Source organism: Bradyrhizobium sp. AUGA SZCCT0105 (assembly GCF_018129565.1).
Classification (GTDB): domain Bacteria; phylum Pseudomonadota; class Alphaproteobacteria; order Rhizobiales; family Xanthobacteraceae; genus Bradyrhizobium.
The window spans coordinates 459,094-482,798 of the sequence record NZ_JAFCMK010000004.1 but is presented as its reverse complement, the minus strand read 5'-3'; the positions used below and the strand labels follow the sequence as shown (position 1 = coordinate 482,798).

General features: G+C 65.2%; 20 protein-coding genes. 13 read left to right on the top strand and 7 right to left on the bottom strand.

The window, feature by feature from the left end; genetic code table 11:
- Window positions 1-74: 74 nt before the first annotated feature.
- The 6 genes from JQ573_RS21870 to JQ573_RS21845 form a co-directional block, all read right to left on the bottom strand.
- Complete coding sequence (locus JQ573_RS21870; RefSeq protein WP_191125842.1) at window positions 75-3,476, bottom strand: UvrD-helicase domain-containing protein; 3,402 nt, start codon at window positions 3,474-3,476, stop codon at window positions 75-77.
- Window position 3,477: 1 nt separating this feature from the next.
- Entirely contained in the window at window positions 3,478-4,056 is a 579-nt protein-coding gene (locus JQ573_RS21865) for a hypothetical protein (RefSeq protein WP_006023610.1), read from the bottom strand.
- Entirely contained in the window at window positions 4,053-4,910 is an 858-nt protein-coding gene (locus tag JQ573_RS21860) for a response regulator transcription factor (protein WP_006023611.1), read from the bottom strand. Before JQ573_RS21860 ends, JQ573_RS21865 begins: the two co-directional genes overlap by 4 nt.
- Window positions 4,907-5,986 (bottom strand): nucleotidyl transferase AbiEii/AbiGii toxin family protein, encoded by a 1,080-nt coding sequence (locus JQ573_RS21855; RefSeq protein ID WP_006023612.1) that lies wholly within the window; start codon window positions 5,984-5,986, stop codon window positions 4,907-4,909. The genes JQ573_RS21860 and JQ573_RS21855 overlap by 4 nt, the downstream gene beginning before the upstream one ends.
- Entirely contained in the window at window positions 5,983-6,813 is an 831-nt protein-coding gene (locus JQ573_RS21850; RefSeq protein WP_006023613.1) for a DUF6088 family protein, read from the bottom strand. The genes JQ573_RS21855 and JQ573_RS21850 overlap by 4 nt, the downstream gene beginning before the upstream one ends.
- A gap of 75 nt (window positions 6,814-6,888) precedes the next feature.
- Entirely contained in the window at window positions 6,889-7,518 is a 630-nt protein-coding gene (locus JQ573_RS21845; protein WP_006023614.1) for a DUF6088 family protein, read from the bottom strand.
- Window positions 7,519-7,774: 256 nt separating this feature from the next.
- Here JQ573_RS21845 and JQ573_RS21840 point away from each other — a divergent pair, with 256 nt between their 5' ends.
- The 11 genes from JQ573_RS21840 to JQ573_RS21790 all read left to right on the top strand — a co-directional run bounded on the left by JQ573_RS21840 (window position 7,775) and on the right by JQ573_RS21790 (window position 22,248).
- On the top strand, window positions 7,775-8,968 hold the full coding sequence (locus tag JQ573_RS21840) for a hypothetical protein (protein WP_024338475.1): 1,194 nt from the start codon (window positions 7,775-7,777) through the stop codon (window positions 8,966-8,968).
- 151 nt (window positions 8,969-9,119) lie between these two features.
- Entirely contained in the window at window positions 9,120-10,238 is a 1,119-nt protein-coding gene (locus JQ573_RS21835) for a DUF3800 domain-containing protein (protein ID WP_212312149.1), read from the top strand.
- Between the two features lie 187 nt (window positions 10,239-10,425).
- The gene (locus tag JQ573_RS21830; RefSeq protein ID WP_006022620.1) at window positions 10,426-12,564 is read left to right on the top strand and encodes a ParB/RepB/Spo0J family partition protein; all 2,139 of its coding nucleotides are present in this window, start codon (window positions 10,426-10,428) and stop codon (window positions 12,562-12,564) included.
- A 166-nt stretch (window positions 12,565-12,730) separates the two neighbouring features.
- Window positions 12,731-13,144, top strand: a complete 414-nt coding sequence (locus JQ573_RS21825) for a hypothetical protein (protein ID WP_006022619.1) — start codon at window positions 12,731-12,733, stop codon at window positions 13,142-13,144.
- Between the two features lie 149 nt (window positions 13,145-13,293).
- The gene (locus tag JQ573_RS21820) at window positions 13,294-17,607 is read left to right on the top strand and encodes a strawberry notch family protein (RefSeq protein WP_006022618.1); all 4,314 of its coding nucleotides are present in this window, start codon (window positions 13,294-13,296) and stop codon (window positions 17,605-17,607) included.
- Window positions 17,607-18,644 (top strand): toprim domain-containing protein, encoded by a 1,038-nt coding sequence (locus JQ573_RS21815; RefSeq protein ID WP_006022617.1) that lies wholly within the window; start codon window positions 17,607-17,609, stop codon window positions 18,642-18,644. Before JQ573_RS21820 ends, JQ573_RS21815 begins: the two co-directional genes overlap by 1 nt.
- A gap of 308 nt (window positions 18,645-18,952) precedes the next feature.
- Window positions 18,953-19,876, top strand: a complete 924-nt coding sequence (locus tag JQ573_RS21810) for a DUF2493 domain-containing protein (RefSeq protein ID WP_006022616.1) — start codon at window positions 18,953-18,955, stop codon at window positions 19,874-19,876.
- A 133-nt stretch (window positions 19,877-20,009) separates the two neighbouring features.
- Window positions 20,010-20,414: a hypothetical protein gene (locus tag JQ573_RS21805; RefSeq protein WP_137903083.1), complete on the top strand. Its 405-nt coding sequence runs from the start codon at window positions 20,010-20,012 to the stop codon at window positions 20,412-20,414.
- Window positions 20,415-20,592: 178 nt separating this feature from the next.
- Complete coding sequence (locus JQ573_RS21800; RefSeq protein WP_006022614.1) at window positions 20,593-20,760, top strand: hypothetical protein; 168 nt, start codon at window positions 20,593-20,595, stop codon at window positions 20,758-20,760.
- Window positions 20,761-20,902: 142 nt separating this feature from the next.
- A complete protein-coding gene (locus JQ573_RS21795; RefSeq protein ID WP_006022613.1) occupies window positions 20,903-21,343 on the top strand; it encodes a hypothetical protein in 441 nt (146 codons plus the stop codon).
- 581 nt (window positions 21,344-21,924) lie between these two features.
- On the top strand, window positions 21,925-22,248 hold the full coding sequence (locus JQ573_RS21790) for a DUF736 domain-containing protein (RefSeq protein WP_006022612.1): 324 nt from the start codon (window positions 21,925-21,927) through the stop codon (window positions 22,246-22,248).
- 209 nt (window positions 22,249-22,457) lie between these two features.
- Here JQ573_RS21790 and JQ573_RS21785 read toward each other — a convergent pair whose 3' ends face one another.
- A complete protein-coding gene (locus JQ573_RS21785) occupies window positions 22,458-22,880 on the bottom strand; it encodes a helix-turn-helix domain-containing protein (RefSeq protein ID WP_137901425.1) in 423 nt (140 codons plus the stop codon).
- Window positions 22,881-22,964: 84 nt separating this feature from the next.
- Between JQ573_RS21785 and JQ573_RS21780 the strand changes: the two genes are divergently transcribed.
- On the top strand, window positions 22,965-23,390 hold the full coding sequence (locus JQ573_RS21780) for a mercuric transporter MerT family protein (RefSeq protein WP_137901426.1): 426 nt from the start codon (window positions 22,965-22,967) through the stop codon (window positions 23,388-23,390).
- 20 nt (window positions 23,391-23,410) lie between these two features.
- Complete coding sequence (merP, locus tag JQ573_RS21775; RefSeq protein ID WP_137901427.1) at window positions 23,411-23,704, top strand: mercury resistance system periplasmic binding protein MerP; 294 nt, start codon at window positions 23,411-23,413, stop codon at window positions 23,702-23,704.
- Window position 23,705: the final 1 nt, after the last annotated feature.

Here is a 23,705-nt window from a genome sequence, read left to right as displayed (position 1 = left end):
GGTCCTTAGGTTCGGCCGAGGCAGCGCCGCGGCTCTAAGGGTCCAATCGGAGCGAGGGAGGCCGACCGGTAAGGTCAGACGAACTTTTTTTGCAAGGGGCCGTCGGGGGTCTGCCCGCAGATGAAGAAGGCCGGGCAGTTCGGGCAGGTGCGCGACGAAACCTCGGCCGGAAACCGTCCGGCGCGGATGTCGCCGAGAAACTTTGCGAGCTTGTCCTTGCGCCCCTTCAGCTCCCGATCGGACAAGGCAAGCGCATGTGCCTCGCCGTCGGAAAGATGGACGAGCTCTGCGACCGCGCCGGGAAAGGACTGCCTGACCGCCAGCATCAGCGCCGCCGCGCCGACATCCTTGCCCTCGGCCGACCGCATGTGACCCGTGCGAATGCGGCGCACGGCGCGGATGCCGTCCGGCCGCACCAGCACCTCGTCCGGCCGAACGATGATCTCCTCGCCGCCGAAACTGAGGCTGAGCGCGACCGGCGCTTCGGGGACTGCTTCGGCGCGGTTCGCCAGGAAGAAGCGCAGCATTGCCAGCGCCAGATCGCGGAATTCCGCGCGATAGCCGTGCTCGCCGAGCCCCTCGCCGGCGAGCGCCGCATCGATGCGATCTTGCAGCGCCTGCTCGGACACGGGTCCATCCGACGCGATCACCGCCTCGACCACCACGCGAACCGCCTCATGCAGATGCATGAAGGCGGTCGCGGTTCGCCGGCCGCCGACCTGCAGGACATGCGTGTAGAAGAAGCGACGCGGGCAGGATTCATAAAGAGCGATCTGCGGGGCGCCTAACCGCAGCCGTCCGTCGACCACCAAATCGATATCCCGAGCTTCCGCGGCCACGGGAAGCGGCCGTGCCGGCACGAGCGAACGGCGTGTTAAGGTCGCCCCGAGACGGTCGAGGAATGGCGAAAGCGGTCGGTTGTGGCCGTTACTCTTCTCGGTCGGCGCATAAAGGATCAGGCGATCGCGGGCGCGCGACTGCGCCACGTAAAATAGGCACTCCTGCTCCTCGGCCTGACCTGCGCGGAACGCCTCCAGCGCACTGCCCTCCGCCCCCGCGATCATCCCGTCGGGCGCCGGACAGGGCGGCGCCGGCGGCGTGCGTGGGATCGTGTCGCTGTTAAGCCCAGGAATATGGACGCCACCGAACTCTAGGCCCTTGGCGCCATGGATGGTCATCAGCCGCACGGCGTCGAGATGCTGGGCGGCCGCCGGCAATTGGCGCAGGTCGCGGTCGTCGCCGAGCCGCACGAGCCTGCGCACACGATCGAGCAGGCGCGTGATGGGCAGCCCGCGTCCGGCCGGTTGTACCCGCACAAAGTTGAGGAATTGCCAGATCGCGATGCCCCGTGTGCGGTCGGCGAGATCCTCCGACGCGCCCAGGCGCGCGGCGATGCGTGTGCGATCGAGCAACAGCGTCGCGAGCACGGTCCAGGGCGAGGCCGTCTGATCGAAACCATCGAGCGCAGTCGCGAGCTTGGCAACGGTCTGCCGCCCCCTGTCGCTCAAACCGGGGATCGCCTCGCCATGCCGCAGCCAGCCCGCCGGCGCGTGCTCGGCCGCCCGCAGATGGTCGAAGACCGCGACCACATCGGCAAAGGAGGTGGCGAAGTCTCGCCAGCAGGCAATGCGCACCAGGCCCATGGCGCGCCGATCGACCAGGATCGAGAGGAGAGCCAGGAGATCCTTGACCTCACCCCGCTCGAACAGACTTCCCAGGAAGAGGACCGGCACGCCGAGCCGTTCCAGGTCCTGCCCGATCGTCGACAGCTTTTCGTTGCCGGTGCACAGGACCGCCTGGTCACGATAGGCGTAGCCGTCACGCCGCAGCTCCTCGATAGCGTCGGCCAGGGCGACCTGCTGCTGCTCGGCGCGCTGGACCGTGCGCAACTCGGGCCTATGTCCATTGGCGTCGCGGTCCGCGTCGAGGCCACTATCCGCATCGCCGGCGCGCATCGTGATCGCGAAACTGGAGAAGCTGGCGACAATCTCCGGCACCGAACGATAATTACGCTTCAATCGACCGCGATTGCCACCGGCGAAGTCCTCCTTGCCGAACCGGGTTATGTTGAAGGATGAGGCACCGCGAAACCGGTAGATCGACTGCTTGGCGTCGCCGACCATCCAGAGATTGCGGCCGTCGGGCCGCAGTGCGCTCAGCAGCCGCACGCTGCTGCGGTTCACGTCCTGATACTCATCCACCAGGACATGATCATATTGCGCCTGCAGCGCCGCGCAGATGGCCGCCTCCTTTTCGAGCAGTTGCACCGGCAAGGCGACAAGATCGCCGAAGTCGATGCAATGCGCGTTGCGCTTGAGCTGTTCGTAGGCCGCGTAGACGCGGGCAACCTCGCCGGCGCGTTCCGCCGCCTCGCGCGCATCCGAGTCCTGGGCTTTCGCCTGCATGGCGTCGGCGAGCGCGGCGTAGGTTTCGGCGTCGACCACCTCATCCTTCGCCCGCGATACGGCGGCCAACATGTCGGCAATGATCTGGGTCGGATCGTAAAGATTGCGGTAGTACGCGAGCCTAAGCCGCGGGAACTCCCCCTCGAGGAGTTCGACCGCTTCGGTCCGGTCCATCATCCGCGGGTCCTTCGGCAGGCCGAGCTCCGCATGGAAACGACGGATGATATCGAGGCCGAAGGCATGGAACGTGCCGATCCACATCGCGGCCGCAGCCTCGGGCCGCTTGCGCGCGATCCGCTCGGCCATCTCGCCCGCTGCCTTGTTCGAAAAGGTCAACAGCAGTATGCGCCGTGGATCGACGCCCTCGCCTAGAAGGCCCTCGACGCGCGCGATCAGCGTCTGCGTCTTGCCGGTGCCAGGCCCCGCCTCAAGCAGATAGGCTTCGCCGCGATGCGCCGCAGCGGCCGCTTGCAGCGGATTGAGCGGCCGTTCGACATGCGCCGCAGTCGCGGCGGGAGGCACGGGCGGCAGCAGCAAAGCATCGAACAACTGCTGCGCGACGACCTCGAACGGCGCGCCGAGCTTCGCGGCGATGGCGGACGCGGCGAGCCCTTGGTCGACATGGAGCGCCCGCGCGACGGTGCGCGGAAGCAGCAGTTCGCGCGCGAACAGGTCCATCTGGACTTCGCGGCGTTGCCGGCGTCCATAATCGACAACCCGATCCATTCCGACTGGTGAGGGCTCGGCCGGGCGTGCCGGATCAATCATCGGCGCCGCTTCGCCACCAGGATCGTCGCCCAGCTCGACATGGCCGATCTCATGCGCCACGAGGAAAGCTTGCTCGAACGGAGAGCCCATATTCTCGTGAAGAATCAGATCGTCGGCGGCGACGAAAGTCGCGCGGCCGCCATTGAGGACGGCTGCGCCGGCGGCAGTCCGTTCGACATCAATCCCCCGCCGCTTGGCCTCGGCGACAGCAAAGTCATAGGGCGACCAGGGATCGGCGCCGGATGCAACGAGGCGAGCGTGAAGCTCGGCGGCGACTTGCCTGGCGAGCTCCATACTGTCCATGTCAGTCCGCCTCCGCCAACAGCCGGGCGCGCTTCTCGGCCGGGACGCCGGCATCGATCAGCACTTGCTCGAAGGTGACCTGCTCGCCGGCCACCGGTTTGCTGTCGGCCTTATAGCTGCGCGCGACAATCAGGTGCGCTGGCCCCCAGGACGACTCCAACTGTGCGACAGAGCTGCGCATCGCATCCGCCAATATCGCCAGGAAGCGTCGCGGGATACTGACGAGAGAGACCCGCCGTTCGCGCAGTGCGGTCACGACCTGCCGGGGCACGTCCAGACGCTGCGCGACGGCGCGCCAGTCATCGACCGTCAGCGCCGCGAAAGGGTCGGCTGCTGCCGCCGGCATAACCTTCGCGTGTTGCGACCAGGCAGCGTCGATCAGCGCCCGATCGGTAGCAGAGAGGGGTGCGGCATCTTCATAAGCCTCGCGGCTGAGTTCGCGCGAGAGGTCGATGAGCTCCCCGGCATATTCCGGGTATAGCCGCAGATAGCGTTCCAAGGTCGACCGGCCAGGCTCGCTCTCGACCGCGAACGCGTCGAGCACGGCCTCGCGGGATGGACGTCCGCCGCCGGGGCTCACCGCTCGTCTCCGTCGGCCATGGCAGCTCGCAGGGCGGCGAAGGCCTTGTCGCGGTAGGTTCGGACGGTCTTTTCGGAGCGGCCCAAAGCCTTGGCGATGGTCATGACGTCCGGCTCCTTGGAGTCGATGGGGAAGCCCTGTCTCAACATGTGAATGATCCTGCTTTGTTCTGTCGGTAGAGCTTCAATCGCTGCATCCAGGCGCGACCGGTAAGACGGGTCGTCGAAATCCGACACGGCGAAGGGATCGTGGGTCCCTGCGGCCGCCTCGACCTCCGGTGACAGTTCTCCGCTCTCCTCGTCATATTCGAGGGGCTGGGAACGGTTTTCGTCGCGCCAGGCCTTTTCCTGCGCATCGCGCCGCAGGCTCGCTAGCGCGCCATCGAAGCGCACCTCGAAGTAGTCGACCTTTTCGTCGTAGGCGGCGCGGTCCGCCGAAAAGAGCTCGACGAACCGGCCGAACACCTTGTCGCGCACGACCCCGCGCGTCAGCGATTCCGTCTTTCCATCGGAGCTTTCCGCCCTGGGCAAACTGCGCAGCACCCGTTCGGTCAAGATCCGATAGAGGCGCTCGAACCACACCTCGTTGTTGTCGCGACGGCTCGCGCGAATGAAGTAAACGAGACATTCGCTCGGGACGTAGCCCGGGTCCGAGCGCTTGGTGATTTCCGCCCTGGCGATCAAGCCATCACGCGGCAGGACTGCCAATTCGGCGATGAGGGCTTCTATCTTCGGGTCGCGCTCGTAGAGTTCGCCGCTGAGGCGGCGTTTGCGCAGCGGGGTTACGATCGCTTCGCCCGCGCCACGCGCGTCTGCCTTTTGCCCGGTGTCGAAAGCTCCCTCCAACTGGTTCATCGCGCGGCCCCGCCTCCCGTATCGCCCTTCTTGTTGAGACGCGTCTCGAGCGAGCCGATGCTGTCGAGCACCGCCTCGAAATCCGGTGGATCGCCAAAGATCATGCCCTGCATGGCCCTGTAGTCGACGCGCAGTTGCTCGATCATCGCGTCATGCGGGGCGAGTGCAAACGAGCCAGGCGCAGCGCTCGCGAGATCGAAGTCCGGTCGATTGAAGAACATCCGGGCGTGCGCGACGCAATCCGCACCGAGCGCCGGATCAGCGATGGCGGCGGCGCCGACGCGGGCCGCGGCGAGCTGGTGCAGGTCATAATAGTGACGGGAAACGCGTTGGCCGCCCCCGCGCAGCTCGCCGCGCTTGTCGAACCAGCGCCGCAGCCCATGGAGGATGACAACCTTGTCCCAGAAGGTACGTTCCGGATCGACCGTGCGGACGGCCGGCACGGTCAGGTCGAGCGCCGGCAGATCATCATCGACATAGGGTTTGATCGGCACTTCGCTGTTCGGATCGAGCGCGGATTTCGCGCCCGACTCGATCTTGATCGCTGCCCGCACATAATCCGATCGCGGCGTCGCCGCGGGATACCAGATCAGAAGCGTCTGCCCGTCGGGATCAGCGTCATCGGCTTCCACTCGGGCCGCGCCGGCATCGAGGCCGGCAGCCTGAAGCCGGTCCTGCAGGATCTGCGTCAACTCAGCCCGCAGCGGGCCGTTGATGTAGGCTTGGCAGGCGTCCTTGATCGCATCGAGGCGCGCCCGGCGCTTTTTGCTACTCAGCGCTTCGAGCTCCTCGATGGTCGCCGGCTCGCCGATGTCGTCCCGAAACACCGTGACATCAATGTCTTCGGAGAAGCGATTGATCAAACCAAACCCTTTGGACAGGGAGGTTCCACCTTTGAAGAGGAGGCGGGGTCCGCCCTCTTTCAAGCCATTGAACAAGGCATCCAGCGTCCAGCAGACCCAGAAGTCCTTCTCGATATTCTGAGACGCCGTGCCGAGGCGTAGCGCCGTCGTATCGAAGGCGCTCAACATCGCGTCCGACCCGGCCGCGAGAACCTCGTCGAAAGCCGGATTCATGTCTTCACCGCCCGGGCTGCACCGCGCTTGGCAGTTTGTGCCTTCTGCGGGGAGAGCGGCTTTCGCTTGGGCCGGGCGACGGCAGCATGACGCTGATCATCGGCATCGTCCGCCGTTCTTTGTTGATGACGATCATGATCAGCATCATCACGATCATCATCGACGTGCCGACGACGAACGCCGGCGTCGCTTTCAACGAGCGGCTTGAGAAACACCCACATCCATGTCGGAAGAGCTGTCATACCGGCAGTGAGATCCGCTTTGAGGGGCGGTCCCACCGTGGGATCTTCGAAAAGATTGGCGAGCTTGCGCCTAACCTGATCACTTTCTCCTTCACGAACCAGGAGATCGCGCAGCCAGTGAAGCGCTTGGACGACGCGCATCGCTGGTCGTCCGGCCCAGAATAGCTTGCTGGCCGCGGTTGGACGGAAGGTGATCGTTACGTTGCCGAGCTTGATCGCGCGGCGCCGAGCGTCGGTGTGCACCACGATTTTGGCGGGGACGGCGTCAGTTAGGCCCAGATCGTTCGCCGCGGTCATGCCGTCGACAAGCATCCGGGTTTGGTCACGTCGCCCGACGGCGTCGATGACTGAGCGCGGATCAGGCGGATTGGGTTTCTGGGTGAGTTTGTTGAAGCCAGGCTGATCGTAGAGCCCACGATCAATCCGCCTAAGGATTTCGACCTTCGTCAGCCGCTGCAACGCCTTATCGACCGCGTCCCGCGAGGCGAGATCGACGAAGTCACTGGGCGTCCAGACCTTGCGTGGCGCATCCGCACGGATGCGCTCGAGCATGGCTTTCTTCAGATCGGGCGAGTCGGTGTTCATGTCCGAAAATTGTAGTCCTTTTTCGGACGCGAACCAAGTGGATTGTCCGAAATAAATATACAAATTTCGGACAATCTAAATAGGTAGGCCGCCCACCTGAGAATGGCTCCTTCGGCCGTATGCAACTTTGCCGACCGTCCTGGCGAGCCAGCTCGGTAGCTGGGGCGCGACCGCGACGAGTTCGCCGAACGTGGAAGACGGCAACTTGCGCTTCAACGTCATCAAGGCGGCTTCTGCCTTTTCCGGCCCCAGCCAGGCGAGCGCTCGCACCGCCTGTCCGGCGGGCCGATCGGCCAGCGCCAACTGCCAGCGCGGCGCATGCCGCAGCTCGACGACCTGCTGGCCCAGATTCATCGTCCGGCTACGGCCCGATGTCAGATAGACCGACCGGACCGGCACCTGTGTCGTGAGGCCGAGCGCGTTAGCGGCCGCGGCACCGTTCGACACGATGGTTTCGCCGCGCTGGAGCGCGAGGGCTTCGACGGCCTTCTCGACGGAGGGCGCGCGGACGCCGAACCGACTCGAAACCGGGCGCAGATAGACGCCGCGCCCGGCACGCATCAGCCGGCCACGTTCAGCCAGTCGCGACAAGGCTTGATCCACCGCGGCGCGATTGCCGAGATGGAGCAGGCTCTTCGCCGCGATCGGAGCGCCCTCGGGCAAGCCCTCGGTGTGCGCCAGAATCTGTTCGGTCAGTCGTTGCACGGCACTTCTCCTGTCAGAAATATATGCGGTTTTCTGACAGTTTTCAATCTCCCCCAAACCGACTGGAAGGGCCAGCGATTGAGAGGGGGCCTGGAGGGGAAAGCCTTCCCCTGCGGCCGAGCCCAGGGTCTCGGCCGACCCCTTCTGCGGGGAGACCCCGCAACGCCCTCATTAGAGTGAGAGTGTGGACCGGATTTCCGTGACGGGTTGAGGGTCGGGAGAGAGTCTTCCGGCGCCCGTCATGGAGTTTGATCCCATGAACATGCAGGTTCTCGATGCCCGGCGCGACGTGAGTGGCGGCTGGAAGGTGGACATCAACCGCGGCGAGCGCATCGGTCGGGTTTCCTCGGAGTGGTTCTCGCGACCCGACGACGAGCGCTATCTCTCGCTCGCCGAACTCGGCCGGACCGTCCGCGAGCGCACCGAGCGCAGCCGAACGCGCGTTGTCGAATCCGCGCTTATCCATGTCGAAGCCAGCCGCACCGATCCCGAACGGCTTGCCCTGATCCTACCAGGCGCCGACAAGCCCATCGCTCCGACGCACTGGAGTTTCGGTCAGCTCGCGAGCCAGGTCGGCGCGCCGGCCGCCTATCTGCGGCAGCTCCCCGCCGCGCTCGCCGGCATCAACCTGCAATATGGGCTGACCGCCCACCGCGCCGAGCAGATCAAGACCCTCGAGACCGACGACGGCCGCGTCGAGCTGCGCGCCGTGACCGGCCCCGACTACGGCCGGATCTACGACCACGAGCTGGTCGAAGCCGTGCAGCGCATCGCCGGCAACGGCACCGGCGACACCCGTTGGAAAGTGCCCGGTGTCCTCGACTGGTCGACCGGCGTCTATAATCCGCGCGTCGACATCACCAAGGACACCACGACGCTCTACGCTTCCGATCGCGACGTCTTCCTTTTCCTCGTCGACGATCTGAATCCGATCGAAGCCGGCAAGCTCGCGGATGGATCGCCCGATCTCTATTTCAGGGGCTTCTATGCCTGGAACAGCGAAGTGGGCGCCAAGACCCTTGGTATCGCGTCCTTCTATCTCAGGGCCGTGTGCCAGAATCGCAATTTGTGGGGCGTCGAAGATTTCGAGGAGATCTCCATCCGCCATTCCAAATACGCCGCTTCGCGCTTCGCCCATGAGGCGGCGCCGGCCTTGCTCAGCTTCGCGGACTCCTCACCGCAGCCGTTCATCACCGGCATCAAGGCGGCGCGCGAACGCATCGTCGCGCACAAGGACGAAGAGCGCACCGAATTCCTGCGCCGCCGCGGCTTCTCGAAAGCCGAGACGGGCAAAATCATCGACGCGGTGCTGGCCGAGGAAGGCCGCCCGCCGGAAAGCATCTTCGATTTCGTCCAGGGCATCACCGCCGTCGCGCGCGACAAGCCCCACCAGGACGCGCGGCTCGAGCTCGAAGGCAAGGCCAAGAAGCTGCTCGATCGCGCCGCCTGATCCCCGCAATGCCGGAGATGCGGTTGTCCGTGTCTCCGGCTTTGCGTCCCCTAGCCATACTGTTTCCGGGCTGTCTTGTGGCCCAGATCCAGGTCACCTATTCAGTGGTGCGGCATGGAGCACAATCGCCAAACGAGCGACTGGATACAGAATGCTAGAGCAGGCGCCTGCGGAATATTACATCGATGAAAGCGGCAATACCGGCGACCTGAGCACGGTCAAAATCGACTCCTACTTCGTCGAACAGCGCATGTTCGCCTTGGCTGCATTCGGCTGCACGCTCGACCAGGACTTCACCGATAAATTGGGCGCACTAAAAAAGGCGCACCGCATCCAGTCGTCGGAGCTCAAATCAAAACAGGCTTATGACAAGCCGCGCTTCATCTTTGATCTTCTGGACCTCCTTGAGACGCGCCGCGCCCCAATCTTTATCGAGCTTGTCGACAAGCACTTCTTCGTTGTCGTGAACATCATCGAGCGAATGGTGGTGCCCTATGTGGGGGAATGTGACACTCAACCTGGCGCCCTTTGGATGAAGGGCGTTATGGCGAACTACATGGCGCTATATGCACCTCCCGAGCTGGCTCACGCCTTTGCCGCATGTTGCCAAAGCAGAGACCACGCGGAAATACGCGAACTTTACAAGCAAATAATTCGGTGGGCGCAGGGAAGCGGAGTTCCGCCTACTGACGTGGCGGCGGGGATCATCCGTTTTGCGCGCGACAGCTTGAAGGACTTCCGCAAGCTGCCGAAAGCCAAGGCCGTCGAGCGGGCATTACCGATTCCCGACAAGAATCCCGCCGGGAAGCTGCTCTGGGTTCTGCCGAACCTGACATCGTTCACCAACATCTACGCCCGGATCAATCGCTTCGCGCGAAAGCAGGTTTCCGGCGTGACGCTGTTCCACGACGAGCAATTGCAGTTCGGAGACATTCTTCTGCACAACAAGAAGCTCGCAGAGGACCTGGCGCAGCTTGGCGTGAAATTGCCCCTGCAGACGGCCGACTTCGAATTCTCGCAGGCGGCCGACCTGCAATTCCAGCGATCGCACGATGCTATCGGCATTCAGGTCGCCGACGTCCTCGCCGGTTTCATCGCGCGATATGTACAGGACGCTGTGTGGGGCGGCGCCCCCATGCATCCTGACAAGGTAGCGATTTTCCGCCGCCTCGTCGCAACAGGCGACCGCAGCTTGGGTTCGGGTGTCAACTTCGTCGCGCCCGACAACATGATCCGCTTCCTCGGCATCGAACCGCGCTCGAATTTCTAGGGCGGCATCAAGCCGTCATGGGCGAATACGAAGGACTGGCGCGGGATCATCGCCGGTTCTGGCAGTGACCTTACCGATGGCGTTTGATGGTGTCGCTGCCCTCCTAGAGTGAGAGGGCGGTGCTTCGCTTCGTGACGGGTTTAGGGTCGAGAGAGAGGCTTTCGGCGCCCGTCGCGGAGTAAGTCTCATGGCAACTGCCATTCAGAAGATCACCCTGTCGTCGGCGCAGGACATCCCCTTCAACAAGCTGGTGCTGAGCCAGTCGAACGTCCGCCGCGTCAAGGCTGGCGTCTCGATCGACGAGCTGGCCGAGTCGATCACCCGGCGCGGTCTCATCCAGTCCCTCCACGTCCGGCCGGTGCTCGATGCCGACGGCCAGGAAACCGGCATGTACGAAGTGCCGGCGGGCGGGCGTCGCTTCCGCGCGCTGCAGCTCCTCGTCAAGCAGAAGCGCCTCACCAAGACCTCCAAGGTGCCGTGCGTGGTGTCGGACGCCAATGCCGACATCCTCGTCGACGAGGTGTCGCTGGCCGAGAATATCGAACGCGCCCCGCTGCATCCTCTCGACCAGTTCCGCGCGTTCCAGGCGATGCGCGAGAAGGGCATGACCGAGGAGGCGATTGCGGCTGCATTCTTCGCGTCCGTCCAGGTCGTGAAGCAGCGGCTTCGCCTCGCGGCCGTCTCGCCGTCATTGCTCGATATCTATGCCGAGGACGGCATCACGCTCGAACAGCTCATGGCCTTCACCGTCACCAACGATCATGCGCGTCAGGAGCAGGTCTGGGAGTCGGTTCGCAATAGCTGGCAGAGGGAACCCTACCAGATCCGGCGCATGCTGACCGAGACCGCCGTCCGCGCATCCGACAAGCGGGCCGTATTCGTCGGCATCGATGCCTATGAAACCAACGGCGGCTGCGTGCTGCGCGATCTCTTCCAGGATGACGACGGCGGCTGGCTGCAGGATCCTGCGCTGCTCGATCGCCTGGTCGCCGACAAGCTGAAAGCCTCCGCCGAAGCGATCGCCGGCGAAGGCTGGAAATGGATCGAGGTGGCGATGAGCTTCCCCTATGGCGCCACCCACGGCCTGCGCGAGATCGTGGGCACGCCGCTCGACCTGACGGCTGACGAACAGGCGACCATCGAGGCGCTCAACGCCGAGTGCGCCAAGCTGGAGGCCGAATATGAGAACGCCGACGAGTTGCCGGACGAGATCGATCAGCGCCTTGGCGAAATCGAAACCGCGCTCGCCAGCTTCGACGAGCGGCCGGTCCACTACGAACCCGCCGACATCGCGATCGCCGGGGTCTTCGTCAGCCTGGACGCCGACGGCACGCTGTCGATCGACCGCGGCTATGTCCGACCCGAGGACGAGATCGCCAACCAGGCGGGCGATGGCGAGGGTGAAGAGCAGGATGGCGGCGACGATGACGCTGACTATCCGGCGTCGCCTTCGGTCCAGCGCGCGGTCATCACCATCTGCGGCAAACCTGCCGAGCCCGAGGAGGAGGACGAGGACGACACGATCAAGCCGCTCCCCGATCGACTGATCACGGAGCTGACCGCCGATCGCACCCTCGCGCTCCGCGACAAGCTCGCCACCGATCCCTCGGTCGCCTTCGTCGCCGTCCTGCACAAGTTCTGCCAGGACGTGTTCTACGGCGGCAGCCAGTACGGCTTCGCGATGGAGGTCAGCGTGCGGGGCACGACCTTCCATTCGCAGCCCGAAGGGCTTCGTGACAGCGTCTATGCCAAGGCGATCGAGGCCCGGCACGATAGCTGGCGCAAACGGCTCCCGGCCAAAGTCGCTGATCTCTGGGATGGGCTGGCCGCACTGACTGGCCCCGAACAGGCCGAACTCTTCGCCCATTGCGCTTCGTTCGGCGTCAATGCGCTTTATGAGCGGGCCGATCGCTACGGTGGCCGTGTCTCGGCGCATAGTGTCGAACAGCGCATCGCCGAAGCCGATCGCCTGTCGCTGGCGGTCGGGCTCGACATGGCCGAAGCCGGGTGGCGGCCGACCGTCGCCAACTATCTCGGCCGCGTCACCAAGCCCCGCATCCTCGAAGCGGTGCGTGAAGGCGCCGGCGAGCGCGCCGCCCAACTCATCGCACATCTGAAGAAGGGCGACATGGCGACCGAAGCCGAACGTCTCCTCGCCGAGACGGGCTGGCTGCCCGAACCGCTGCGCAATTCCGGCGCCGATGCCGAAAGCACCGAGGCGGACTCTGGCGAGGGCGACGAGGCGTTGCCGGACTTCCTCGACGGCGATGACGAGGAGACCAACACCGATGATGAGGAGGAACGGCACCTCGCCGCCGCGGAGTGACGGCGGTCCTCATCTGACTTGACGAGCCCGGCGTCCCTTCGGGGGCGTCGGGCTTTTTTCATGCGCGCCGATCGAGAGGGAGAGTTTGGCCCGGACGTGGCGAGCCGGACATGGAGGAGAGAGCGCCTGCCGGCTCTCCCGTTCCCTGCTCTCCGGGAGTGGCCTCATGGCCGACTATTTCACCCATTTCTCATGCCTGCTCGATGTCGGCACGCCCGAGACCGCAGCCCGCGCGCTCGATCTCTACAACCAACTGTCCGAGGACGGAGCATCCGAGGAACCGCCGTCCGATGGCTTCCTCCTGTCCATCCAGCCCGAGCATGGCGGCTCCAAACTCTGGATGCGCGACGATGTCACCGGCGATCCCGAACGGCTGATCCAGTTCGTCATACGCTGCGCCGCCGAATTCCACCTCACCGGCCGATGGGGCTTTCAGTACGCCAACACCTGCTCCCGGCCGCGTCTCGATGGCTTCGGTGGCGGCGCGCATGTCCTCGATCTCGCGACCGGCGAAACTGTGGCGTGGATCTATACCAACGGTTGGCTCGCCGAGGTGATCGATGGCGGCGATGGTGCCTGACATCATCGAGACCATTGTCTGTCGCTTGATGGCGCGGCCGGGCCGCGCCCCTTGAGAGCGAGAGGAAGGCCGGGACGGGTTTGAGCCCGTCCGGTCCGAGAGAGAGCGCCGGCGGGCTTTCCCGCTCCGCTCTCCCGAGGACGTCTCCCATGAATGCTCACACCCTTGCGGCGGCGCTGCCGACCGCCGCCGATCAGCCGACCGACGCTGCCGCCATCCATGCCGCGGCACTTCTCCTCCTTCCTCACATCGAGCGCGGCGAGCGCATCGACGCCGCGGTCTTGCGCACCGCCATGGAGACCGCCTTCGGCGCGTCCGATACTGCCGGCGCCTGGGACTGGAAGGACGCCTATGACGCCTGCGAAGCCGCAACCGTCCTCATGCTCCGCAAATACGGAAAGGCGCTTTTGCGCAAAGCCGGGTCTCCGGCTGCGGCGGTTCCTCTGTTCGGCAAGATCGCGGGACTTCTGCCCACCCACACGCGCCGCTCCGAGGAGGCGCAGGCCTTCCAGCAATTCTCGACGCCGATCCCGCTCGGCCTGGCCGCGATCACTGCGGCCGCCATCACACCCGCCGATCGCGTGCTCGAACCATCGGCCGGCACCGGCCTGCTCGCCATCCTCGCCGAGATCGCCGGCGGCACGCTTGTCCTCAACGAACTCGCCGAAACCCGGGCCGCACTCATCTCCTCCCTCTTTCCGGCCATTCCCGTGACCCGCTTCGACGCAGCCCAGATCGACGATCATCTCGACCCGGCGACCGTCCCAACAATCGTGGTGATGAACCCGCCATTCTCGGTCCTCGCCAATGTCGAGGGGCGTGTCGCCGACGCAGCCTATCGCCATCTCGCATCCGCGCTCGCGCGGCTCGCCGATGGCGGGCGCCTGGTCGCGATCACCGGCGCGAATTTCGGCCCCGACATACCGGCCTGGCGCGACGCCTTCGTCCGCCTGCAGGAGAGGGGCCGCGTCGTGTTCACCGCCGCCGTCCATGGCTCAGTCTATGCCAAGCACGGCACGACCGTCGAAACCCGGCTGACCGTGATCGACAAGATCCCGGCCGACGAGCCATCCGCATTTCCGGCGTCCCCCGGCACCGCTCCCGACATCGCCACGCTGATGACGTGGATCGCCGAGCATGTGCCGCCGCGCCTGGCTGTCGCGCCTGCTGTTCAGGTCATGCCGACCGGCGCCACGCCGCGCACCGTTCGCGGCTATCTCGCGCGCACCGCGGCGACATCGGCGACCCGCGTGGGCCTCGCCGATCCCGAGGGCGTGCCGCTCGCCTATGAGACCGTCGACTGGACCCCGGCCGAGGGCGCCCGCCTCAGCGACGCGATCTACGAGCAATACGGATTGCAGACGATCCGTATTCCCGGCTCTCAGGCCCATCCCACCAAGCTCGTGCAATCCGCCGCCATGGCCTCGGTCGCCCCGCCCAAGCCGAGCTATCGGCCGACGCTGCCAGCGACCATCATGGACTCGCTCTCAGACTCCCAGCTCGAAACCCTGATCTTCGCGGGCGAAGCCCATTCCGATTTTCTCGCAGGTTCCTGGACCATCGACGACACTTTCGATGTCGTGGCGGCCGCCGCCGATGATGCAAACGGCGTCGTCCGCTTCCGCCGCGGCTTCTTCATCGGCGACGGCACCGGCGTCGGAAAGGGGCGCGAGTCGGCCAGCATCGTGCTCGACAACTGGATGCAGGGCCGGCGCAAGGCGGTCTGGATCTCCAAATCCGACAAGCTGATTGAGGATGCGCAGCGCGACTGGTCCGCACTCGGCATGGAGCGCCTGCTGGTCACGCCGCTCTCGCGCTTCCCGCGGGGCAAGCCGATCGCTCTGCCGGAAGGCGTCCTATTTACAACCTATGCCACGCTGCGTTCCGACGACCGCGGCGAGAAGGTTTCGCGGGTCAAGCAGATCGTCGAATGGTTGGGCTCCGATTTCGACGGAGTGATCATTTTCGACGAGGCGCACGCGATGCAGAACGCTGGCGGCGGCAAGGGAGAACGGGGCGATGTCACGCCCTCGCAGCAAGGGCGCGCGGGGCTTCGCCTGCAGCACGCCTTGCCCAATGCCCGCGTCGTCTATGTCTCCGCCACCGGCGCCACCACGGTCCAGAACCTTGCCTACGCGCAGCGCCTCGGTCTGTGGGGTGGCGACGATTTTCCCTTCTCGACCCGCGCCGAGTTTGTCGAGGCGATCGAGGCCGGCGGCGTCGCGGCGATGGAGGTGCTTGCCCGCGACCTTCGCGCGCTCGGCCTCTACACCGCCCGATCGCTGTCGTTCGACGGCGTCGAATATGAGCTGGTCGAGCACGAGCTGACCGCCGAGCAGCGGCGCATCTACGATGCTTATGCCGGCGCCTTCGCCATCATCCACAACCATCTCGATGCGGCCATGCAGGCGGCCAACATCACCGGCTCGACCGGGACGTTGAACCGCCAGGCCAAATCCGCCGCGCGCTCCGCCTTCGAAAGCGCCAAGCAGCGTTTCTTCGGTCATCTGCTAACATCGATGAAGACGCCGACGTTGATCCGCTCGATCGCGGCGGACCTGGAGGCCGGGCATTCCGCGGTCATCCAGATCGTCTCGACCGGCGAGGCGCTGATGGAACGGCGCTTGGCCGAAGTTCCGACCGAGGAGTGGAATGACATTCGCGTCGACATCACGCCCCGCGAATATGTCCTCGATTATCTCGCCCATTCCTTCCCGGTGCAGCTCTACGAGCCCTTCAGCGACGGCGAGGGCAATATGTCCTCGCGTCCGGTCTTTCGCGACGGCCAGCCGGTCGAGAGCCGCGAGGCGGTCGCCCGCCGCACCGAGCTGATCGAGAAACTCGCGAGCCTTCCGCCGGTGCCGGGCGCGCTCGACCAGATCGTCCAGCATTTCGGCGCGGACGTGGTGGCCGAAGTCACCGGCCGCTCGCGTCGTATCGTGCGCAAGGGACAGCGCCTTGTGGTCGAGACCCGCGCGGCGTCCGCCAATCTCGCCGAGACCCAGGCCTTCATGGACGACATGAAGCGCGTGCTCGTGTTCAGCGATGCCGGCGGTACGGGCCGCAGCTACCATGCGGAGCTGTCGGCACGGAACACGCGGCTTCGCGTCCACTATCTGCTTGAGCCGGGCTGGAAAGCCGACGCCGCGATCCAAGGCCTCGGCCGCACCCACCGCACCAACCAGGCGCAGCCGCCGCTCTTCCGTCCGATCGCGACCAATGTGAAGGCGGAGAAGCGCTTCCTATCGACCATCGCGCGCCGGCTCGACACGCTGGGCGCGATCACGCGCGGACAGCGCCAGACCGGCGGCCAGGGCCTGTTCCGACCCGAGGACAATCTGGAGAGCCACTATGCGCGCGATGCGCTTCGCCAGCTCTACATCCTGATCGTCCGCGGCAAGATCGAAGGGTGCTCGCTCCAGCGGTTCGAGGACACGACCGGCCTGAAGCTGATGGACGACAACGGCATCAAGGACGAGCTCCCGCCGATCACAACCTTTCTCAACCGCCTGCTCGCGCTCACCATCGACCTGCAGGACGTCCTGTTCGCCGCCTTCGAGCAGCTTCTGACCGCCAAGGTCGAGGGCGCGATCGCCGCCGGCATCTACGACATCGGACTGGAGACGCTGCGCGCGGAGAGCTTCGTCGTCACCGATCGCCAGACCATCTACACCCATCCCGGCACCGGCGCGGAAACCAGCCTGCTGACCATCCAACAGCGCGAGCGCAACCGGCCGATGACCGCCGAGGAGGCGATGGCTTGGCTCGACGATCCGGTCGCCAAGTTGCTGGTCAACGAGCGCTCCCACCGCGCCGCGGTTCAGCTTCCAGCGCCTTCGCTGATGCTCGACGACGGGGAGATCGAACGCCGCGTGCGGCTGATCCGGCCGATGGAGCAGCATCACGCCTCCATCCGCATGATGGACGAAAGCCATTGGATCGCCGCCAGTCGCGCCGAGTTCACCGCCGCCTGGAACGCCGAGATCGCGGAGGTGCCAGCCTATTCCGATTCCACGATCCACATCGTCGCTGGCCTGCTGCTGCCGATCTGGAAGCGGCTGCCCAACGAGTCGAGCCGTGTCTATCGGCTCCAGACCGATGACGGGGAACGGATCATCGGCCGCCGCGTGTCGCCCGCATGGGTCGCCAACGCCACGACAGTCGGAACGACGAACCTGTCCGCCGACCATGCCTATGCCGCGCTCATCGAGGGCAAGACAATCCTCGATCTCGCCGAAGGCCTCCAACTCCGTCGCGTGCGCGTCATGGGCGCCGATCGCATCGAACTCTCCGGCTTCACCGACGCGATGCGCGAGCGCCTGCGCGCCTTTGGCCTCTTCAGCGAGATCATCTCGTGGAAGCTCCGCTTCTTCGTGCCCGTCGGCGCGGACGGCGCGACCATCATCGGCAAGCTGATCGGCACCTACCCGATCCAGCGCGTCGGCGAGCGGGAGGCAGCGTGATGGCCCGTCTCGACGCATCCGATCTCGCGCAACGTCTCGGCCGACAGGCCGAGGCGGTGTGCCGCCATTATCTCAGCAATGGCCACCGTCAGGGCAACTACTGGCAGGTGGGCGACGCCCGTAACACTAAGGGCCGCTCGATGTACGTCCGGCTCAAGGACTCGCCCAAAGGCCCCGCCGGGAAATGGACTGACGCCGCTACCGGCGAGCATGGAGACCTCCTCGACGTCATCCGCGAGAGCTGCGGCCTCATCGACTTCAAGGATGTCGCCGACGAGGCTCGGCTCTTCCTCAGCATGCCACCACCAGCGCCGGAACCCTCCGCCTTCCAGCCGCTGGCGCCCGCACCACATGGATCGCCCGAAGCCGCACGGCGCCTCATCCGCATGTCGCAGCCGATTGCGGGCACAATCGTCGCGGCGTATCTCCGGCAACGCGGCATTACGGATCTCCGTGGAGCCGGAAATCTGTATTTCCACCCGCACTGCTATTATCGCCCGGACGAGCATGCGCCGACCGAGACTTGGCCGGCCATGATCGCCGCTGTCACTGACCTCGACGGCATGATCACCGGGGCGCATCGCACCTGGCTCGACTCACGACGCCACGACAAGGCGCCATTCGAAACCCCGCGCCGGGCGATGGGCGATCTCCTCGGCAACGCGGTCCGCTTTGGCGCTGGTGGCGAAGTGATGGCAGCCGGCGAAGGCATCGAGACGGTCCTTTCAATCCGCCAGGTCGTGCCCAACATGCCGATGGTGGCGGCGCTCTCCGCGGCACATCTCGCCGCCATCCTGTTCCCGGACACGCTGCGGCGGCTCTACATCCTGCGCGATGACGATCCGGCAGGCGATGGTGCGCGTGACAGCCTGATCGAACGGGCGAACGCGGCCGGGATCGAGGCGATCGTGATCTCTCCACAGCTCGGGGACTTCAACGAGGATCTCCGCACCCTCGGCATCGCGACATTGCGCAGTCAGACTCGGGTACAGCTCGGGCCGCAGGACGTCGCACGCTTCATGGCGCTGGCGGCATAGCCGGTAAGGAAGCGGCAGCGGCCCCGCCGCCGTACTCGCTCAGACGCAGCGGATCGGAGAGGACCGCGCCTCGGCCTTCGAGAGGGCGATCGGCCCACAGGCAGGCCGGCCCGGCAATGGCTGCGGCCGACTATTTTCCGGCGCGGCCCCAAGGGGCCGCTTTCCATCGCGAAACAAAATAGCCGGCCTCCGCCATCCTCCGCTGACGCTCCGGCCCTCGCTCGCGCTCCGGGTGCAGGGCCGCCCCGCCGGTGTGCTTCGTCGCCATGAAGGCCGCGACGGTCGCGGTCCATCCGACGGAGCATCCGATGCGCGATCTCGACGACTACGAACCGCACCACGAATCCTCACCGACTGACCACGTCCTCAACGAATTGCAGCTCCACGGCTACCGGCCTTTCGCCGACGAACCCGATCAGCGGCTTCTGCCGGACGGCAACGCGGTCGCGGGCGCGGTCGCCGACATCTTCGACGCCCTGATCGTGACCCTGGAGGACACGCGCCTCGAACCCGACCTCGACGATCTCCTCTGGTCGACCGTGAACGTCTTTCATCGCGCCGCCGAACGGATCAACCGCGAGCTCGACGACAACGAGCAGGCCCAAAAGCGCTCCCAACGCGAACAGGACGGCAGCGAGGTGAAGTCGGTCGATCTCGAGCGCCTGATCGCCGAGGGCAAGACACAGGTCGAACGCCAGACCGCCTTCGAACTGATGCGCGACCAGGCCGCCGAGCACTACGAACGCCAGGTCGGCAAAGCCTGGCTCCCGCGGTCAGGATCGAAGGTCAATCATCGCAACCTCACCTCGGCGATGATCGACAGCCGCGACTTCATCATGGCGAAGAAGCGTGCCGAGCAGGAAGTGCTCCTGCCGCCTGGACCGAAGATCGCCGTCACCGGCGGGCTCGATTTCGACAACCATCACCTCATCTGGGCCAAGCTCGACCAGGTTCACGAGAAGCACCCCGACATGGTGCTGATCCACGGCAAGTCGCCGAAGGGTGCCGAGAAGATCGCTTCTCTCTGGGCCAGGAATCGCAATGTCCCACAGATCGGCTTTGCACCCGACTGGACGAAGCACGGCCGGGCAGCACCCTTCAAACGCAATGACGAGATGCTGCAAATCCTGCCGAAGGGCGTGCTGCACTTCCCCGGCACCGGCATCAATGACAACCTCGCCGACAAAGCCAAGAAGCTCGGCATCCCGGTGTGGAAATTCGGCGGCGCGTAAGCGCCGCCGCATCGGGCACCTGCTAAACGGCCAAGCCTATGGCATAACGCAACGAATGCAGCGACTGAAGCCACTCCCGAAACCGGCACGTTCGGACGCCGTTCTCGCTGCGGTTTTCCTGGAGAATGCCACCGTGAAGGCTGCAGCCGCCGAATGGGCGGCGGATCAAGGATTCGACAATCAAGCCCTTCATGCGATTGCAATTGCCATCGAACTCCTCCTCAAATCCTATCTGCTTAACGTCGCGACCGATGATGTTTGGAACCGCGCGAACATCGGGCACGATCTCGCCAAGGCACTCCATTATTCGGCTCAAGCCGGCTTGGTGCCTCCTTCACGCATCGAGTGGATTATCAGCCACCTCCATCCGCATTTTCAGCGTGGCGGGTTTCAGCGCGAGCCGTCGAGGAAATGGCCACCAGGCTTTGCGGATGACGCAGGTGAGGTCGCACGGCAGCTCGCGCAGACAGTACGGCTTCACCAACGTCACGGCCACATCGACTCGGCTTCCAGCCCGGAGAAGACCACTCCCCGCTGAATGGCGCTGGTCCTTGGTCCAGCCGATGGCCTGACGCCATCAACCCGTAAAGGGTCGGACTACGCATAGCGTGCCGCCGCGCCGGCGTTGCCTGCGCGGTGATTGCGGCCATCGGCCGAACACATCGGGCGCCTGTCAGCGGGGGGATGGTCCTCCGCTCGAAACAGGAGCCGGATCGATGTCCTTCCCCGACGCACACGCCTTCGCCTTCAGCCTCGCCACCACGCTGATGGCCGTCATCGTCATCTTCCGCGCGGGCGACGGCACTCTCTCGGTGACACCCGCAAACGAATACGACGGCGACGTCTCGGAGATCGTCCACGAGGTCGATCCCTTCGCGCCATGACGGCGCGCCACCCTTCCAGGCGACGCGGAGACCCCTGCGGTTTCCGCTCCCGACGGAGCACAGCTTTTGCTATGCTCCCGAATGCGCCGTGGTGGTGGTGGAAGGCGCGACCGTCAGAATTTGCTCTTTCGGAGACACCACCATGATTATCCTCGGCATTGTCCTATCCTTCGCAGCCATCGGCATCTTGTGCTGGTTGCTGTTCACGCTCGCGGTGTTCGCACTGCCATTCTTCGCGGGCGTGACCGCCGGCACCTGGGCCTATGACACTGGCGCGGGCTGGCTCGGCGCCATCCTTATCGGCATGCTCGGCGCCGGCCTGACGTTGGGCGTGGGGCAGCTCTTGCTTGGAATTGTCCGCCCGCTCTGGGCACGCCTGCTGATCGCGCTGGCATTTGTCGCACCCGCGGCGATCGCCGGCTTCCACGCCACGCATGGCATCGTGAAACACACCATGCCGTCGGAGACCTGGCAGCTCGTGTTCTCCGTCATCGGTGCGGTCGCGGTCGGCGTCACCGCGTTCGCGCGCGTCGCTGGGATGGCAAGCACCGGCCCGTCCAGCCAGGGCATTGCACCAGCCTGACACCACGACGGAACCGTCGCCGGGACGACCAGTCGGGGGTTTCAGCCCTCAGCGTTGTGCAGTTGGAGAGGGAGCCGCGTCACCGGAACCTGACTGAAGCCCATCGTGCGGCCGCCTCAACAGCGCCCGGATTTCTGCTCGGCGCCTCTGTGCGCGGGAACGGTGCAACACGAAGTCGAGGGCGTCATCTCCACTGGCCGACTTCGAAACGAAAGCTCGACCCTCGCCTGTACAAGGGGAGGACGGGTCGCAGATGATCTTCAGCTTGCGCCGTCTGCTGGTTGCGACCGGGTCGCCATGATCTTCCGTTCCTGATTGTCTCCAGACCGCTCCGAACGGCCTCTCCAATGGCCTGATCTGACCGAAGGACGGCTGCGCCTCGACCGCCTATGCCGCAACGGCGCGTCCCGACTTTCTTCCCCTGCCGGCCAAGGCCGTCATTCCTCGCGAAACAACAAAGTCGTTCCTGCCATCCTCCGCGTTGCTCCGGTCGCAAGCGATGCGGCGTCGGTCGCCTCCGGCCTGTCGATCGCCATCGAGGCCGCAATGGAGCGGTCCCGAAAACGAAACGGAGACTTACAATGGCGACCATCGGCACCTTCAAGAAGACCGGCTCGAACGAGTTCACCGGCGAAATCGTAACCCTCAGCGTCCAAGCCAAGGGCGTGCGCATCGTCCCCGACACCCGCGCCACCGGCGAGAACGCCCCCAGCCACCGGGTTCTGGTCGGCCGCGCGGAAATCGGCGCCGCCTGGTCCAAGCGCTCCAACGAGGGCCGCGACTATCTGGGCCTCAAGCTCGACGATCCGAGCTTCAACGCCCCCATCTACGCCAACCTCTTCGACGACGAGGACGGCGACACCCACTCGCTGATCTGGTCCCGCCCGACCCGCCGCGGCGACTGAGCCCCGAGCAAGGCCCCGGCCGAACAGGCCGGGGCCTTTCCACTGCTAGCGCGAATCACTTCGGCCGCCCGGCGAGGGCACCGCCAGCCCTGAGACGCCGATTACCCTCGCAATGGGCGCAAAGAACGACTATTATAGATGGGGTATTCGGAGCGTTTAGCGGTCGGCTTTAGTTGCTCCATAGTCCGCAAAGCGTATAGGCGAAGCGTTCAAGCGGCTTCACCAAATAACGTCTCTATCAGCGGACATTCTGGCAGCGTGCCGTCGGCGCATTGTGCGACCACGTCCTTCAATACCCGCTCCATCCGTTTCAGATCGGCGATCTTCGCTCGCACGTCGTCGAGATGGGCAGCAGCGACGGCGCGCGCCTCCGCGCAAGGTTGATCGCGTTCATCGACGAGCCGCAGCAGCTCGCGGATTTCATCCAGCGAGAAGCCGAGTTCGCGCGCCCGCAGGACGAAGCGAAGCCGCCGCTCGTGCGTCGTGTCATAGCTGCGGTAGCCCGCCGTCGTGCGCGGCGGCTCAGGCAGCAGCCCGACCTTCTCGTAGTAGCGGACCGTCTCCAGATTGCTGCCCGTCCGCCGGGCGAGTTCGGCTCGCTGCAGGCCCTTCACTACAGCGTGATCGCGCATCGCAAATACCCCTTGACCCTGTAGTGACTACAGACCGCATCCTACGCCGCAATGAGGATTTCGGCAAGGAATGAGAGGTCGGACATGGTTACACCGCGATCCGGAACGGCAGATATGGCACCCGTCACGACAGTTCTTGCATCGTCGGAGCGGACCGAGGCTGGACGGCAGCGTCTGGTTGCTCTGGGCGGCATTCTCGGCGCGATCGCCGCGTCGTCCTGCTGCGTAATTCCGCTCATCCTGTTTAGCCTCGGCATCGGCGGCGCCTGGATCGGCAACCTTACGGCGCTCGCGCCGTACAAGCCGCTCTTCGTCGCTGGAACGGCGGGACTCCTCGGATACGGTTTCTACCTCGTATACTGGAAGCCGCGGCGCGCCTGCGCCGCTGGCGCCGCGTGCGCGCGCCCCATCCCCAGCCGTCTCGTCCAGCTCGCGCTCTGGATCGCGACTGTGCTCGTGATCGCCGCCTTTGCCTTTGACTATGTCGCCCCGCTGCTGCTGCTCGCCTGACACCAAGAGGAGACCATCCCATGAAGAAGAGCTTGAGCGTCCTTGCCCTAATCGCCTCGGTGATGACGGCATCGACCGCGTTCGCCGCCGAACGCACCGTTACGTTTGCCGTCGACAACATGACCTGCGCCTCGTGCCCTTACATCGTGAAGACCTCGATGACGGCAGTCCCGGGCGTCGCGAATGTGACCGTCTCCTTCGAGGCAAAGACAGCGACCGTGACCTTCGACGACGCAAAGACGAACGCCGACATCATCGCCGTCGCCAGCATGAACGCGGGCTATCCAGCCCATCTGAGGCAGCGGGGCAGCTAAG

Excerpts from the sequence above, each read along its gene's own strand:
- JQ573_RS21830 (WP_006022620.1), top strand. The coding sequence starts at position 10,426 with ATGGCAACTGCCATTCAGAAGATCACCCTGTCGTCGGCGCAGGACATC.
- JQ573_RS21810 (WP_006022616.1), top strand. The coding sequence starts at position 18,953 with ATGCGCGATCTCGACGACTACGAACCGCACCACGAATCCTCACCGACT.
- JQ573_RS21785 (WP_137901425.1), bottom strand. The coding sequence starts at position 22,880 with ATGCGCGATCACGCTGTAGTGAAGGGCCTGCAGCGAGCCGAACTCGCC.
- JQ573_RS21835 (WP_212312149.1), top strand. The coding sequence starts at position 9,120 with ATGCTAGAGCAGGCGCCTGCGGAATATTACATCGATGAAAGCGGCAAT.
- JQ573_RS21800 (WP_006022614.1), top strand. The coding sequence starts at position 20,593 with ATGTCCTTCCCCGACGCACACGCCTTCGCCTTCAGCCTCGCCACCACG.
- JQ573_RS21815 (WP_006022617.1), top strand. The coding sequence starts at position 17,607 with ATGGCCCGTCTCGACGCATCCGATCTCGCGCAACGTCTCGGCCGACAG.
- JQ573_RS21780 (WP_137901426.1), top strand. The coding sequence starts at position 22,965 with ATGGTTACACCGCGATCCGGAACGGCAGATATGGCACCCGTCACGACA.
- JQ573_RS21825 (WP_006022619.1), top strand. The coding sequence starts at position 12,731 with ATGGCCGACTATTTCACCCATTTCTCATGCCTGCTCGATGTCGGCACG.
- JQ573_RS21790 (WP_006022612.1), top strand. The coding sequence starts at position 21,925 with ATGGCGACCATCGGCACCTTCAAGAAGACCGGCTCGAACGAGTTCACC.
- JQ573_RS21840 (WP_024338475.1), top strand. The coding sequence starts at position 7,775 with ATGAACATGCAGGTTCTCGATGCCCGGCGCGACGTGAGTGGCGGCTGG.
- JQ573_RS21820 (WP_006022618.1), top strand. The coding sequence starts at position 13,294 with ATGAATGCTCACACCCTTGCGGCGGCGCTGCCGACCGCCGCCGATCAG.
- JQ573_RS21870 (WP_191125842.1), bottom strand. The coding sequence starts at position 3,476 with ATGGACAGTATGGAGCTCGCCAGGCAAGTCGCCGCCGAGCTTCACGCT.
- JQ573_RS21860 (WP_006023611.1), bottom strand. The coding sequence starts at position 4,910 with ATGAACCAGTTGGAGGGAGCTTTCGACACCGGGCAAAAGGCAGACGCG.
- JQ573_RS21850 (WP_006023613.1), bottom strand. The coding sequence starts at position 6,813 with ATGAACACCGACTCGCCCGATCTGAAGAAAGCCATGCTCGAGCGCATC.
- JQ573_RS21855 (WP_006023612.1), bottom strand. The coding sequence starts at position 5,986 with ATGAATCCGGCTTTCGACGAGGTTCTCGCGGCCGGGTCGGACGCGATG.
- merP (WP_137901427.1), top strand. The coding sequence starts at position 23,411 with ATGAAGAAGAGCTTGAGCGTCCTTGCCCTAATCGCCTCGGTGATGACG.
- JQ573_RS21795 (WP_006022613.1), top strand. The coding sequence starts at position 20,903 with ATGATTATCCTCGGCATTGTCCTATCCTTCGCAGCCATCGGCATCTTG.